Origin of the sequence: Methanosarcina sp. WH1 (assembly GCF_000970005.1) — an archaeon.
Taxonomy (GTDB): Archaea; Halobacteriota; Methanosarcinia; order Methanosarcinales; family Methanosarcinaceae; genus Methanosarcina.
Genome location: NZ_CP009504.1, coordinates 2,311,858 through 2,326,378, shown reverse-complemented (window position 1 = coordinate 2,326,378; position 14,521 = coordinate 2,311,858). Strand labels below are relative to the sequence as shown.

Annotated in this window: 16 protein-coding genes, 1 tRNA gene and 1 pseudogene; 11 read left to right on the top strand and 7 right to left on the bottom strand. The window is 40.5% G+C overall.

Features of this window, described 5'->3' with window-relative positions; translation table 11 throughout:
* Positions 1 to 71 precede the first annotated feature (71 nt).
* Positions 72 to 701: a nucleotide exchange factor GrpE gene (gene grpE / locus MSWH1_RS10165; RefSeq protein WP_048128217.1), complete on the bottom strand. Its 630-nt coding sequence runs from the start codon at positions 699 to 701 to the stop codon at positions 72 to 74.
* A 127-nt stretch (positions 702 to 828) separates the two neighbouring features.
* Entirely contained in the window at positions 829 to 1,275 is a 447-nt protein-coding gene (locus tag MSWH1_RS10160) for a hypothetical protein (RefSeq protein WP_048128214.1), read from the bottom strand.
* 228 nt (positions 1,276 to 1,503) lie between these two features.
* Here MSWH1_RS10160 and MSWH1_RS10155 point away from each other — a divergent pair, with 228 nt between their 5' ends.
* The 8 genes from MSWH1_RS10155 (at position 1,504) to MSWH1_RS20860 (ending at position 5,615) form a co-directional block, all read left to right on the top strand.
* Positions 1,504 to 2,481 (top strand): ATP-grasp domain-containing protein, encoded by a 978-nt coding sequence (locus tag MSWH1_RS10155; protein ID WP_048128212.1) that lies wholly within the window; start codon positions 1,504 to 1,506, stop codon positions 2,479 to 2,481.
* Positions 2,482 to 2,552: 71 nt separating this feature from the next.
* Positions 2,553 to 3,560 (top strand): hydantoinase/oxoprolinase family protein, encoded by a 1,008-nt coding sequence (locus tag MSWH1_RS10150; RefSeq protein ID WP_048130396.1) that lies wholly within the window; start codon positions 2,553 to 2,555, stop codon positions 3,558 to 3,560.
* 9 nt (positions 3,561 to 3,569) lie between these two features.
* Entirely contained in the window at positions 3,570 to 4,247 is a 678-nt protein-coding gene (locus MSWH1_RS10145) for an amino acid kinase (RefSeq protein ID WP_048128210.1), read from the top strand.
* Between the two features lie 189 nt (positions 4,248 to 4,436).
* Entirely contained in the window at positions 4,437 to 4,607 is a 171-nt protein-coding gene (locus MSWH1_RS10140) for a zinc finger domain-containing protein (protein ID WP_048128208.1), read from the top strand.
* A 92-nt stretch (positions 4,608 to 4,699) separates the two neighbouring features.
* A complete protein-coding gene (locus tag MSWH1_RS10135) occupies positions 4,700 to 4,969 on the top strand; it encodes an elongation factor 1-beta (protein ID WP_048128206.1) in 270 nt (89 codons plus the stop codon).
* A 65-nt stretch (positions 4,970 to 5,034) separates the two neighbouring features.
* Positions 5,035 to 5,106 (top strand) — tRNA-Ala (locus MSWH1_RS10130).
* Between the two features lie 132 nt (positions 5,107 to 5,238).
* Positions 5,239 to 5,523 carry a transposase gene (locus MSWH1_RS18265; RefSeq protein ID WP_369798595.1) on the top strand — a complete coding sequence of 95 codons (285 nt, stop codon included), beginning with the start codon at positions 5,239 to 5,241 and terminating at the stop codon, positions 5,521 to 5,523.
* Positions 5,499 to 5,615 carry a hypothetical protein gene (locus MSWH1_RS20860; RefSeq protein ID WP_369798594.1) on the top strand — a complete coding sequence of 39 codons (117 nt, stop codon included), beginning with the start codon at positions 5,499 to 5,501 and terminating at the stop codon, positions 5,613 to 5,615. The genes MSWH1_RS18265 and MSWH1_RS20860 overlap by 25 nt, the downstream gene beginning before the upstream one ends.
* Positions 5,616 to 5,914: 299 nt before the next feature.
* Here MSWH1_RS20860 and MSWH1_RS10120 read toward each other — a convergent pair whose 3' ends face one another.
* The 3 genes from MSWH1_RS10120 to MSWH1_RS10110 all read right to left on the bottom strand — a co-directional run bounded on the left by MSWH1_RS10120 (position 5,915) and on the right by MSWH1_RS10110 (position 8,651).
* The gene (locus MSWH1_RS10120; RefSeq protein ID WP_048125153.1) at positions 5,915 to 7,159 is read right to left on the bottom strand and encodes an IS110 family transposase; all 1,245 of its coding nucleotides are present in this window, start codon (positions 7,157 to 7,159) and stop codon (positions 5,915 to 5,917) included.
* A 308-nt stretch (positions 7,160 to 7,467) separates the two neighbouring features.
* On the bottom strand, positions 7,468 to 7,806 hold the full coding sequence (locus tag MSWH1_RS10115) for a branched-chain amino acid transporter permease (protein ID WP_048128199.1): 339 nt from the start codon (positions 7,804 to 7,806) through the stop codon (positions 7,468 to 7,470).
* Positions 7,806 to 8,651, bottom strand: a complete 846-nt coding sequence (locus MSWH1_RS10110) for an AzlC family ABC transporter permease (protein ID WP_082088102.1) — start codon at positions 8,649 to 8,651, stop codon at positions 7,806 to 7,808. Before MSWH1_RS10110 ends, MSWH1_RS10115 begins: the two co-directional genes overlap by 1 nt.
* 466 nt (positions 8,652 to 9,117) lie before the next feature.
* Between MSWH1_RS10110 and MSWH1_RS10105 the strand changes: the two genes are divergently transcribed.
* On the top strand, positions 9,118 to 9,966 hold the full coding sequence (locus MSWH1_RS10105) for a mechanosensitive ion channel family protein (RefSeq protein WP_231585644.1): 849 nt from the start codon (positions 9,118 to 9,120) through the stop codon (positions 9,964 to 9,966).
* A 75-nt stretch (positions 9,967 to 10,041) separates the two neighbouring features.
* On the opposite strand, the gene MSWH1_RS10100 is transcribed toward MSWH1_RS10105, so the two are convergent.
* Both MSWH1_RS10100 and MSWH1_RS10095 read right to left on the bottom strand, forming a co-directional pair.
* Positions 10,042 to 10,947: a mechanosensitive ion channel family protein gene (locus MSWH1_RS10100; RefSeq protein ID WP_048128192.1), complete on the bottom strand. Its 906-nt coding sequence runs from the start codon at positions 10,945 to 10,947 to the stop codon at positions 10,042 to 10,044.
* Positions 10,948 to 11,997 (bottom strand): hypothetical protein, encoded by a 1,050-nt coding sequence (locus tag MSWH1_RS10095; protein WP_156148145.1) that lies wholly within the window; start codon positions 11,995 to 11,997, stop codon positions 10,948 to 10,950. It abuts the gene before it with no gap.
* Between the two features lie 321 nt (positions 11,998 to 12,318).
* Between MSWH1_RS10095 and MSWH1_RS10090 the strand changes: the two are divergent.
* Both MSWH1_RS10090 and MSWH1_RS10085 read left to right on the top strand, forming a co-directional pair.
* Positions 12,319 to 12,804 (top strand): annotated as a pseudogene (locus MSWH1_RS10090) (Holliday junction resolvase-like protein).
* A gap of 287 nt (positions 12,805 to 13,091) precedes the next feature.
* Positions 13,092 to 14,405, top strand: a complete 1,314-nt coding sequence (locus tag MSWH1_RS10085; RefSeq protein WP_048128186.1) for an ATP-binding protein — start codon at positions 13,092 to 13,094, stop codon at positions 14,403 to 14,405.
* Positions 14,406 to 14,521: the final 116 nt, after the last annotated feature.

Genomic DNA, 14,521 nt, shown 5'->3' with positions numbered 1-14,521 from the left:
TTTATTGAATTTAATATTGAATTGAACGTAAGTTCAGTTTAAGCATACGTCCGGTTTTGAATTAATCAGTTTTATTTTTCCGTCTCTTCAGGGTTTTTTGCGACTGAAACCATAGCAGGTCTGACAACCTTATCCCTCAGTGCATATCCTGATTTGTAAACCTCGACTATGGTATTGTCCGGAACTTCGGAGGTTTCTATGTGTTGGACAGCTTCATGCCTGTGAGGGTCAAATTCACCTGCTTTTTCGCATTTTACCCTTTCAAGCCCGTGCTTTTCCAGGATCGAAAAAAACTGCTTTGAAAGCTGTTCGATTCCACTTACAATCGAGCCCATATCTTCTGCAGTCCGTGCAGATTTCAGGGCACGGTCAAAGTTATCTGTCACTTCAACAAAGTCCAGAAGCACCTGCTCAAGCACAGCTGTTCGGTTTTCTTCCATCTGACGGGCGGTCCGTTTTCTGAAGTTATCAAAATCAGCTGCAAGCCGGAAAAGCTGATCTTTGAGAAGTTCGTTTTCCTTCCTGCAGTCTGCTTCCGGACTCTTTTCAGCTTCGGAACTTACAGGTTCTTTTTCAGGATTTACTGTTGTATCATCGGCTTTTTCAGTCGAAGATCCAGAGTTCCGAGCTCCGGAATTTTCAGCCTGTTTCTGGCTATCTTCTTTTGAATGCATATTTTCCTTTTTAGTGGACTTCTTCATTTATCGATCCCCATAAAATTAGTGTAACGGTAGCGCTCGTCCTGATCTGTGATTGTTTGTAATTCTATAAATACTTTTCTGTTATACAGGCGGCATATCTTCCTGATAGAGCAAAAAAAAAGAAAAATCAGTAAAAGTGGTTCTGAAGTTTATAGGATAGTGCTTTGAGCATTATGACGCCTGCTATCATGCAAGCCGCGACTGCCGAAATTACCTGTTCCCACCCAAGCGTGGAAATTCCTCCTCCTAATGCAAACTGCACGCCTCCTACAAGGGATACAAACACGAAGGAAAGTCCAAAACCTGCAAGTGTTCCTCCTATAAGGGAACTCAGCGTGTTCAGACCCTGTCTTTCATAGAAGACCATGCCTCCGATAAACATCACGGCAAAGATCATGAGCACAAACGCAGACGGCAGGGGACTTGATTTTGTAGAAAATATATCAAATAGGCCGAGACCCATGTCAACCAGGAATATACCCATGAGAACCGCAATAGCGAGGGTTTTGACAAAAGGATTTTCAAATAAAGACTGAGAGGTTGGGTTTTTGCTGTTAATTTTACCAGCCACCATTAAGTATTATACAAATATTATCTTATTTACTTATATATTATTTACTTATATATTATTTGCATATATGTTATTTACATATATATTAACTACATATCACTTACTTTAAGTCTATAAACTATATAAATTATATAAATCTTTACTTACTTAAGCGGATTTGTGTCCTACTTTCCATTTTTCCTTCCGGGGAGGACAAAAAGTAATATAAAATGACCGGGTTTTTCTTTTCCGATGAAAATCCTGATTGCAGAATTCGCTGTCGGTACTGATATTGAACAGTCCCTTATCCCGGAAGGGGCAGCTATGCTAAAAACACTTGCAGAAAGTTTTGTCCGCGGAGGGCATGAGGTGTACTATCCGTCTGCAGGTACGGAAATAGGTGTAGGAACATCATTGAAATCCACAGCTGAAAGCTTCAAGCAGGTAGTTGAAAGAGATGCAAAGAAATGTGATGCAGGGCTGCTTATTGCCCCTGACGGGATGCTTCCCGAACTGAACCGGATCCTTGAAGAAAACACCGTAAACCTGGGGTGTTCACCGGAATCGGCAGCTTACTGTGCGGATAAAGTCCTGTGCACAAAAATCCTGAAGAACGCCGGAATCAATACCCCCGAGCTTGCGGAAAAAGCTGAAAAGGGCAAAAAGTATGTCATAAAACCAAGATTCGGATGCGGGGCAGAGGCAACATCTCTTGTTACGGAATTCCAAAAGACAGAAGATTTCATTGCAAGTGAGTACATCGCAAGTGAATATATTGAAGGAAAACATCTGAGTGTAAGCCTCATTGCAGGAAAAAAGCCGCTCATACTCACGGTAAACCGCCAGTTCATCGAGTTTGGAGAGAAAGAGGGCAGAGAAAGAGAAAATCCGGAGATAAATCGAGTTTCGGGCATAAAATACAACGGTAGCCTGACCCCTTATCGGACTTCCAGAGAAGATGAACTCTGTGAGACTGCAATCTCTGCAGTAAAATGTCTGGATTGTTTTGGATATGTGGGTGTGGACATCGTACTCTCTGAGCTTCCATATGTCGTGGATGTAAATCCAAGACCTACAGCCTCATTATTCGGGATTAGCAGGGTCATGAAGGAGGAAATAGGCGAACTTCTTCTTAAAAATAGGTTCGGAGAACTCCCGGATTCAGTGCGGATCGAGGGAGAATATCACTTTTCCAAGGATATGCTTGGTGAGCTTTTCGGAAAGAATTGAAAACAAAAAAAATGAGAATAATTACAAACCTGGGAAATTACAGACCTGGAAAAATACGGAAAGGAATCGAAATGTATTCAAAAATTATAGGGCTTGACATTGGAGGGGCAAACACAAAGCTTGCTTCCTCGGATGGGACTCTTGTGGAACTTCACTACCTTCCTCTCTGGAAAAACACAAGGCTTCCGGAAGTCTTAAAAGAGATTGCGCAAAGGTTTAACCCTGAAAGAGTTGCTGTTGTGATGACCGGAGAGCTTGCGGACTGTTTTGAAGATAAAGAACAGGGCATCCGGTTCATAAAAGAAACAGTTGATTCCGCTTTTGGCTCTGAAAGAGTTTCGTATATAAACAGCCAGGGAAGGTTCCAGAGTGAAGCTAATTCCCTGAGGGAGCTTGCTGCAGCGAACTGGGCAGCTTCCGCCAGGCTGATAGGAGAAGAAGCAGGAGACTGCATTTTTGTTGATGTTGGCAGTACCACAAGTGATATTATTCCGATCATATCAGGAGAGCACAGGGCAGGGCTTACAGACTTTGATCGCCTGCTCAGGAGTGAACTTGTATACGCAGGCACCCTGAGAACAAACCTTGCCGTACTTCTCGAAAAGGTAAAGCTTGAGAAAGGCATGTGCAGGACATCCTCAGAACTCTTTGCAACGACAGCAGATGCTTATCTTATACTCGGGAAAATTGAGGAAGATGCGTACACATGCGAGACTGCCGACGGAGCAGGTAGGAGCAAAACAGATGCCATGCGCAGAATTGCAAGGCTGATCTGTGCAGACCTTTCAGAAGTAAGGGAAAGGGAAATATACGAGATCACAGAGCAGGTTAAAGAAAAACAGGTCTCTACCCTGGCTGAAGCGATCTCCGAAGTTGCGGAAAGAAATGGGCTTAAGAAGATCGCATCAGCGGGTCTGGGAGAATTTCTTATAAAGGAAGCGGCAGAAAAGCTCGGATTTGAATGCATTTCTGTTTCAGGGCGATGGGGAGAAGAGATCTCAAAGGTCTTTCCGGCATATGCGGCCGCCCGCTTACTGGACGCCGAAAAACCATTAATTGAGAAAAACCTAAACAAGTGAGATAACCCAATGAAAACCGTGAGGGTAGTTATCAAACTAGGGGGAAGCCTGCTCAGCGAAGCTCCAGAGCTTATTGACAGGCTTATAATAGAATTTGGCTCCGGAACTTCGGGGGCTGTTTCTGAGAAACAGGCTTCCGAAAAAAGTCTTTATTCCATTCTCATTGTTCCCGGAGGAGGGATATTTACAGATGCCATAAGGAGAGCTGATGAGAGGTTCGGACTTGGAGACGACGCAGCTCACTGGATGGCTGTGCTTGGTATGGAGCAGTATGCCTGCTATCTGCAGGACAAAAGCCGGGCCCAGGTTGTGGATTCAATCACAGAACTGCCTTTGGGTGTTTCGATTCTTTTTCCCTACAGACTGCTGAAGGCAGAAGACCCTCTGCCCCACTCCTGGGACGTAACTTCGGACACAATCGCTGCCTGGGTTGCAAAGCAGGTGGGAGCCCTGTTCATTAAGGCTACGGATGTTGACGGGATTTTCAGGGAAGGAAAACTTCTCAGGGAAATTTTTGCCTCTGATTTTTCAGAAAATTTTGAAAGCTGCGTAGACCCTTTCCTGCCCGGATTCCTTCAGATAAACAGAATGGAGTGCAGAATTATAAATGGAAAATTTCCGGAAAGAGTTATTCAGGCGGTGTACGGGAAGCCTGTGCCCTGTACGACGGTAAAGGGGAATATTTAAATTGTATATCGTATATGACTAGGGAGAGAAGCAAACCGTGTCCAAAAAGCATCATTACATTCAGTTCATCAGGCTTGTTGATGTTAACACAGGTGCCGAAAAAGCAGGATACTGAAGCTTAAGGAAGGTGCCTGATTTACCGGTTAATTCATTGCAGTTCACTATATAAAATAATTCAGGAGAATAAAAATGTCATCACAGAAAGTTGAATACTGTACCTCATGCGGGATCCGTCTTGTGGAGAAAGGCTATGTGAAGTTTCCCTGCCCCCAGTGCGGAGCAGAGATTGGAAGATGTACAAGCTGCAGGCAGCAGGGTAACGTATACACCTGCCCGAAGTGTGGATTCAAAGCTCCGTGATTTTGGGCAGAGTGCCTGAAGATCCAGAAGAGCATTGTGAAAGCAACTTAAAATTGGTTAATAGAATCATATAAATTACAAGAGGAATTTAAATGGGCGATGTTGCAGCAAAAATTAAAATTATGCCAGAAGGCGTTGAAACCGACCTTGTAGAATTGAAAGAGAAAATAAAAGCCGTAATTCCTGCAGGGGCAAACCTTCACGGAGATATTGTTGAGGAACCTATTGCTTTTGGCTTGAAGGCTCTGATTGTAACATTAATTGTTAACGATGAAGAAGGAGGAACTGAACCAGCGGAAGAAGCCTTCGCAAAAGTTTCCGGCGTCGAGACTGTTCAGGTTCAGGAAGCCTACCGCATCTGAGAAGGAAAAAAGGACCGGACAATGTGTTCGGAATACTTTTTTTCACAATTCTCTTTTTCGTAAAAGGGCTCGTAGATCAGGGGAAGATCGTTACGTTCGCAACGTAAAGGCCGCGGGTTCAAATCCCGCCGAGTCCACTTAAATACTTTTAATTCTAAGGTGGGAAGTCCCCTTCCTCGGAGCGTAAACGACAGGTGGGGGATGAAAGTCGTCAACTTCTACAAAACAACAGTAGCATAATTATTGATCCTTATAGTTACAACAATATAATGGTGACTATGCAGTATAAACTGGATCTTAGGAGCCATTCTGTGTATTCACTCCATTATCATTTCATTCGGTGTGTGAAATATAGAGAAAACATTCAGTGTGTGAAATATAGGAGAAAAGCTCTAACGAACCCTTTAGTTATTGATTTTCTAAAAACTAAAATCCATAACATAAGTGAAACATTCGATGTTGAAGTGCTGAATATAGAGTGTGACAAAGACCATTTTCACTATTATTTTCAGCAAAACCTTCGCTTGATATTCCAAAATATATCAACACCATAAAAACAATAACTTCAAGGGAGATTCGTAAAAACTTCCCTGAAGTAAAAACTATTATGGTGCTTTTTATCTTAACTTTCAGCCAGGTGTTGTAATCCTTTTTGTCACTAATAAAGAACGCAGTAATTGCCCCTGTCAAAAATACAGCCAAAAAGCATTACTCTTTTACAGCCTTAGTTTGACAGTATAAATTAAAGTTAGTGAGAAGCTTCGATTTTTTGTCAAAAATCAATTGACAGTATTCATAAATTTCATCAAATTGCCTCTGATTTTCCAGCTACACAATCACTATAAGGTAAATTAGTAGAGATTTTTGTCCTATTTTGGCACTTTTGGCACCTGACTTTTTGGATAGTATCTATATTTAGCATGAAAGTATATGAGGAGATCTTCCTCACGTACTCTCTCTTTCTTCATTTCTCGCAATTACATATATTTCACTCATTATTTTGATCCTTTCATCAACTGAGAATATCTCAGTCTCCACTATCTTTCTCTTTTGAATTTCCCCCTTTTTATATCCAGTTTCATCTTCATACATCTCCTCGTTTGTGATCAGATGCCATATAATTGTTGCAATTTTTCTTGCCAGGGCAATAATTGCCTTTGAATGCCCAATCGACTTCTTTTTTCTGTTGAAAAACTCTTTTAACCTGCTATTTTTTGTTCTTGCTGCTGCCTGAGCAATCTGTGTTAGAATCCACCTTGCTTCCTTAGATCCTCTCTTAGTGATTCTTCCGTTATGGTATTTATCCGCTGATTGGTACACATTCGGAACTATGCCAAGCCATGAAGCAAGCTTATCCCCTGAAGAAAAATCTTTGAAATCGCCTATTTCAGCAATAAGAGTTGCCGCTCCAAGTTCTCCTATTCCTGGAACAGACATTAAAATTTCCATTTCTTGCTTATGATTTTTATAAGCATAATTGAATATTTCTTTTTCCAAAATTTTGATTTCATTGTCAAGATGCTTTATGATATCCAGACAGATCTGAAGCCTGAATGCAGCACCTTGAGAGATTTCTCTGTCCAGAGTTTCCCTTATCTGATCACTTTTTTTACGAACATTTGGGGAAAGGCTTGCTATAATCTGGTCAACGCTTTTACCTGAACAAATTCCTGATAGAATTGCTCTACCACTCTTACCAAAAATATCTGTTAGCACATTCTTCAGATTAAACATTTCAGGTGCGAGTATGGCGTGAGCTTCATTTTTTATATCTGTTCTTTTTTGTACAAGGTTATGGCGAAGCCGGATACATGAACGAAATGTTCTATGGTTTTTTGGGAAAACTCTTGATGGTTGAATCATATTATTCAATGCAAGTTGTGCGATGAATTCGGAATCGATCTTATCTGTTTTTTTGTGTGTAAACGCCTTCATATCTCGGGCATTTCCAACTATAACAGGTAGATGTTTTATCAACGCATCATAAATCGGAACCCAAAAGTCACTCGTTGATTCACAGGCAACAACGTCACATTTATCTGATATAACCCAGTTTTTAAAAGCTAAAATTTCGTCAGGGGTTCTAGAGAAATATTGTTGCTGTTTTTCACCAGATCTACTGAGGATTGTAGCAATGAAAAAGAGTTTGTGAATGTCTAAACCACAAGCTTTGTTAATGACTTCAACCAATTTAGATCACCAAATTAGATCACCAAATTAATTTGGGCAGTAGAATTGCCTCAAAGGCCAATTTAGCATCCGTGATCAAAGTCACATTTGAGCCTTCGATGGCAATTCACTGGTTAGTTTTATCACGGCTTCAAAGAACCAAAATAAGTACAACCTTACTGCCCAAGAGAATGATGAGGTTGATAGGTAAAAAAGGTAAGGAAAAAAAAGTACTTTCATTTCTTTGTGCCTGTTATTCGAAGAATTTCATATGCGTTTTATCTAATCTTCTTCTAATTATATTTTTGGGAAAATATCTGGGGAAAAGCTTAGAGGAAAGAAAAGACATTGAACTGTATAAGTGCCATGTAAAGCCCGGTCCCTGCAAAGATGCTGAGCATGGCGTTTCGTTTCCAGAAATGGAGTCCTGCAACAACCCCTATTGTAAACAATTCCGGAATCCCGTATGGAGCTGCAAGCCACTGTACATCCTTCAGGCAATAAATGACCAGCAGCAGGAGGATCATTGGAGGCAGGTTTTTTTCAATCGTTGAAAGTATTGCTGGCGGCTCTCTTGAGCCAAAACACAGGAATGGAAGAGCCCTTGTAGCAAAGGTCGCAAGGGCTATCACCGCGATGGTTACGAGTATTTGTAAAGTATCGGTCATCAGCTTTCCTCCTGTGAATTATCCTGAACAGGCTGTGCTGTCGCATGAGCCTGGGTATAAGTGTGTGTATGATCCTGACAATGAGTATTTTTGATTACTTTATTTATCTGCAGGTTTACCTGAAGATTTCCCTGCCCCAGTTTTTCTCTGCCTATCAAAATCAGGGTCCCCAGAATGATCGAGATCAGCAGCATATTGTCAGGGCTGAAGAGTATAAGGGAAGTGGCTCCTGCACCCACCGCAGCTATGAAGGGGAAGCGTACGCTGGAATTGAAATACTGCTCTATGGTCAGTACCACAAAAAGTGCAGTCAGCACAAAAGCCATGCCCTCAAGATTAAGGTCCAGCAGGGAGCCAAGCCCTGCCCCAAGCACCGACCCTGCTATCCAGTAGAGGTGGTCGAGGGCTGCAATATAGAAGTAAAACTTTGCCTTTGATCCACCTTTCGGGACTTCTGTTGTGGTCAGAAGGGCATATGTTTCGTCAGTCAACGCAAAGATAAGGTAAGGCTTGACCTTCCCGACATCGGAAAATTTATCCAGCAGGGACAGTCCGTAAAAGGAGTGCCTGAGGTTCAGGAGCAGGGTAGCTATAGCAAACTCAGTAAGTCCCGCCCCTGCGGCAAGTAAAGCTACTGCCAGGAACTGGCCTGCACCCGCATAAATTAGGAGACTCATAAGGAAAGCATAAATCCAGTGGTAACCGGCCCCGTCAATCAGAAATCCGAAAGCCATTCCGAGGGGTATGTATCCGAGAAACACAGGAACCGTAGTCTTGAGGGCACTCAGGAAAAGGTCCGTATTCCCTTTCCTTATTTTGTGCCTTTTTGCCTCCTTTCCAGTCATACTATCTCTTCTGTTACTCCTTTGCCGTAATTTATTCCGAAGAATGAGAAACATAAATTGTATCTATTATATTTAAATGTAATGAATATATATAATAATCCTTATCATATTATTGGAAAAATTGGTGATTATTTACTATGATTATTTACTATCTGAACGAGCCCTTCAAGTTACCTTCACGGCTGGAACCTATTAGTTCCGATCAAATTGAAGTTTAATATTCAACCACACAAGAAAAGAAGGATTTTCAAGATGAAAGAAGGGTTTTAAAGAAGGGCTTTGAATTGAATTGGTCCATGGGACTGACCATTTATAAGGCTGCCTATATTGATATATAAATAACATTATATTTTATTACATGAGGGTTCTCCAGAGACTTAATGTTTTTATCCTGCTGTTTTTGATACTTTTTATTGCATATATCCGGTATCTGACTAACTTTTATATCGTCGAGGATCGGACTCTATTGGATGCTCTTCTTACCTCTCTAATTGTAGTTTTTCTAGCCTATATAATAAATTCCCTTTTCGGAAACCTCATCCTTAGAAGAGTTTCGACTGCCAAAGATAGATATACTCTGCGGAAAGCCGTATCTATCCTTGTCACAGTACTTGTTCTTGCCTCCCTTTTTGCAATCTGGGTTGAGAGGACCAGCACCCTGCTTATCGCTTATGGGATTCTGAGTGCAGGTGTTGCAATTGCACTTCAGGACCTTCTGAGGAGCATAGCCGGAGGAATTCTCATAATTGTATCTCATCCCTTTAAAGCAGGAGACAGAATCCAGGTTGGAGACAGTACAGGGGATGTGCTGGATATAGGGAGTTTCAGCACCACAGTTATGGAAATTAAGGAATGGGTGGATGCAGACCAGTACACTGGTAGGATTCTCCATATCCCGAATAGTTTTGTCCTTAACCAGACGATAAAAAACTATACGAAGGACTACTCCTTTATTTGGGATGAAATCCGGATTTTGCTGATTTACGGCAGTAACTGGAAAAAAGCCGAAGATATTGCCCTTAAAACTGCAGGTCCAGTTGTAGGAGAGTTCGAAAACCTGGCGCGGACGGAGCTACGTCTTCTGGGAGGAAAATACTTTGTCACAACCTATGATGTGCAGACAAAACTCTACACAAAGCTGCAGGAAAACTGGATTGAAATGAGGTTAAGATACGTGGTGGAACCCAGGAAAAGAAGAGCAATCAGCCACCTTTTGATCTCAAACATTCTTGAGGCTCTTGAAAAAGAAGAAGATATTATGGTAGGAACGGCAACGAGTATCGACCTTATGAAGTCTCCAAATAAAAGAGAATAAAATCTACATGCAAGCTGTCAAACTATCCGAGTTGAAATGGACTCAGAGTTCGGAATCGTTCCTGGAATCTACGTTTTATTTGGATTCTTTAAGGTCTTCCGCATTTGACCCAAAATTTCTCCGAGTCATGACATCTAATTCATAATTGCCTTCTATTGAGGAAATATTCAGGAAATTAAGTTGTGGGGCCCTGATCCCATTCTTCTGAAATTCTATCCAGGTTCTTGTGTGAACATCGGATTCAAACTTGAATTGGTCTCTAAGGTCATTGACATAAGCTTTGGCTCTTAACCTCGTGTAGAATGGAAAGGCTTTATACAGCATGACAACAGGACTTTTTTTTGAGATATAAACGTATTTCGAGCTCACAACAGCTTCGCGTAAAATTCTCATTGCAGTTTCTACATTTGACTCTCCTGCAATATACAGGTCTATTACAACCATCATTTCCGAAGCCCCATAATTTCCACTTGCAACGGCTTCATTGAAAATCAGGCTGTTTGGGACCGTAACAGTATTGTCATCAGGTGTGACCAGTTTCGTTGCCCTTAGACTTATATCAGCGACTTCCCCATAATAATTTCCCATTGAGATTTTATCTCCTATCTGGTAAGGTTTTTCAAATGTAATTACCAGCCCTGCGATAAGATCTGAAAAAAGGTCTTTAATCCCAAAACCAATGGCTGCACCCAGAATCCCCGTAAGGAGGAGGATTTCAGCCCCGAAAATCTTGAAAATTTCTCCAAAAATGTAATAAAAAGCTATAACATAGATTGCAAATTTTACGATGGGGATAATAATTTTTACTTTGATTCTCCCACCGCGGTTCATTTTTTCAGAAAGTTTTGATAAAAGGGTGGTAATGATCCTGGCGAGAACGTATGCAAATAAAAATATCAGAACTATGGTTATGAGGGTTTGAGTGTCTATCGACGTCAGGGTTTCCAGAAGTTGCTCCCTGCTTTCATTTACATCTACCATTCACCACACCAGCCTCAATTTTTCCATGTATGTAATAACGCTGTTCAGAGCTTCGGGTCTTATGCGGTAGGAGTTAGCTTCATCTTTCAAAATAAGTTCCTGCGTTAAAAGCTGGAAGAGGATTTTATCCACTCTTATTATAGAGCCTATTATTTCTGCGATTTCAGTTTTTTTCAGGCTCTGATATGAAAGAATAAGGCTCAAAGTAAAAGCTTCCTCATATTCAAGGTCTATATTAAATGAAAATTGGTCTATATTTTTGGGTTCTATCCGGGGATAATCAAACCCAAGTTCCCAGATTCTCAATGCAATTCCAGGGTTTCCTTTTGATTCTATATAGATCTTTTCCAATACCCGGTCCTCAGCAGTTTCTATCTCTTGCTTGTAAAGGAGGCGGTTCTTAAGATAAAGAATATTAATTTTCGGGACTGGGATGAAAATTTCTTTACCCAGGAAAGCCAGTTCAAAAGGATATTTTATTTTATATAAAAGAGGTTCTTCTTTGGATTGTTTATCGCTAGCAAATATTATCTCATTTTTTCCATATCTTTTGAGGAGAAAGAGTCTGAGATCTTCCTTATTAAAAGCAGGAATGAAGATCTGTACCGGAAAGTATCGCCCAAGCTCGAAGGCTTCGTTCAGGTATTTCCATGTATAGAGGTTCCAGGTAGTGACAAAGATCCTATCCTGAGAGCTAATCATATCCAGAAATTCATAAAAAATATCAAAGCCACCAGGTTTTCTCATATACAGGAAGTGACAGTTATCAAAAATTACTACCCTTTTTGCATCACCAGAAAGAAAAATTTCCTTTTTATCTCTTACAATTTCAGAAAAAGTGATTTTTGTAGCCCTGTTTAAATTCATTTTCTCAATCTCATCACTCAGAGTAGTCTTTCCTCTAAGAGGTCCGGCTATAATAGCTATATTCAGTTTTTTTCCAATCTCAAAATCAGCAATTGCTGCCTGGATTTTCCCAATTTCCTCCTGCAATCCGATAATCTCGCCGAAGCTCTTTTCCCCGGAACCGCTATGCTGAATTCCCACCATATCCCCTATCTTATATTTCGTGTAGTGTAGTTTTTTGTAGTTTCCTCTATCTTATATTTCATGTATTGTATTTAATAGATACAGCTATTATTTCCAAAATTAAGTTATTTTCAGAAATAAAAATTTTTAAAGTATTGGCTTGATGTAAGATAAACCCTACTGGAACTTTTAAATATTTATAGCCATTTATAGAGTTTGAAATTTATTCTTCGGGATTTATTTCTCACTTAATTTACTCTATTTACTCTATTTACTCTATTTACTCTATTTACTCTATCAAAAAACCCAACTCTTCTCGGAGAAATAACTGCGGACGACTGGATGATTTCAACCCTGACCCTTTTTCTTGCTCTCCTTATAGTTTACCTGCTCATTAAATACATCAAATTGAAAGGTAGGGTCGAATCCCGTGCAAGAGACCTGTATGAAGCCTGGCAGACCAGGGAGATGGAACGCCAGGTCTCCGAAAAAGCCGATACTCTCTTCAGGACCTAGAAACTTGACGAGGAGAAAAAAATCCGCCAGGACGCCGTAAAGAAAAGCGAAGCCGTAATCTGCGGCAAGGTCACGGAACACCTGATCCCTTATTTCCCTGAATTCAAATACAACCTCAAAGATGCAAGATTCCTCGGCACCCCTGTGGACTTCATCATCTTTGATGGTCTTTCCGAAGGAGAAATGAATAAGGTGGTCTTTGTCGAGGTAAAATCAGGTAAAACCGGCGCCCTTTATCCTAGAGAAAAGCTTGTCAGGGAGTGTATCAACAGAGGAAAGGTCAGTTATGAGGTCATTCACAACAAGGAATGATCCCTTTTCATTAACTTTTTTTCCGGGACCGCTTTGTTTTTCATTTTTTAAACTTCAATTCCTTCATATTACTCGTTTTTATCCTGTATGTTTCAGCCCGAAGGAAGACCGACAGAAATGATAAGTATTATGGTAAAATTACCGATATAAATGATAAGTATTATGGTAAAGTTACCGATATAAATGATAAATATTTGAGTAAAATTACCGATATAAATGATAAGTATTATGGTAAAATTACCGATATAACTGGTAACTTTTAATAGCTACAAAAGATATCAAGATATATGGACAAAAAAGAGATACTGGAAATACTTCTCGATTGGAACTTCTGGAAAAAGGACCAGTACACTGGTACAAGAAGAGAAGGACTGTTGAACACAATAGAAAGAAAAGCACAAGCTAAAGAAATAATGGTCATAACCGGTGCAAGAAGGACAGGTAAATCAACTATAATCCTTCAGTATCTCGAAGACAAAATCAAAAAAGGAACAGCAAAAGAAGACATACTCATAATAAACTTTGAAGACCCACGTTTCAGGGGCCTTGATCTCGAGCTCCTGAACAGGATTTATGAGATCTACGAAACGGAAATAAAAAAAGGTTCTGAAGAGCAATACGTGGTTCTTGACGAAGTTCAGGTAATAGAAGGCTGGGAAAAATTCGCACGTTACCTTCATGAAAACAGGCGGATAAACGTATTTATAACCGGTTCAAGTTCAAGGCTTTTGAGTTCTGAATATTCAACCGTCCTCGCAGGCCGCCACATAGGCACAGAAGTATATCCTCTATCGTTTAAAGAATATCTTGGGTTCAAGGGCATACACATTGAGAGTGAGCTTGACCTTATCTCGGAACGTCACAGAATACAAAATATGCTTAAGGAATACATAGATACTGGTGGCTTTCCGAAAGTTGCGCTGGAGGAAGACGAAAGAAACAAAAAAGAGCTACTCTACACCTATTTCCGGGACATCCTGATAAAAGACGTAACTATGAGGTATGGGATAAGAGACATAGCAAAACTGGAAGAACTCACAAAATATTATCTAACAAGCATATCGTCTCCAAACTCATACAACAGGATAAAAAATGTTCTCAAAATAAGTCTCGATACAGTCGAGCGTTACTCCTCATACATTGAAGGCACATACATGCTGTTCTTTATAAAAAAATACTCCTATTCCTTAAAAGAACAGATCCTTAACCCGAGAAAGGTCTATTGTATAGACACAGGCTTAAGAAATACAGTATCTTTCGCCTTTTCAGAAGATTACGGCAGGCTGGTAGAGAATGTCGTGTTCATGCAGCTCAGAAGAAAATACCGGGATATCTATTACTGGAAAAACGAAAAGCAAAAGGAAGTTGACTTCCTGGTCAATGAAAAAAACAGGATCGTTCAGGCAGTACAGGTCTGCTGGAACATAAGCAGTGAAAAAACGAGAAAAAGGGAAATTGAAGGACTGATGTCAGCCATGGAGACCTTTGAACTGGACGAGGGGCTTATCCTCACTGAAGATGCGGAAGAAGAAATCATGCTGGAGAGCAAAAAAATAACCGTTATACCTGTCTGGAAATGGCTGCTTGTTGATGGGGAATGATGAAGGAATTAAGATCTTTGAGGGTGCTAAGATCTATGAAGAAGTAGATATCTATGTACATTCAGGCACTTTAGTTGTAAGATTGCGAAGTTCACCGGTTTTTTGCGGGAAAATTC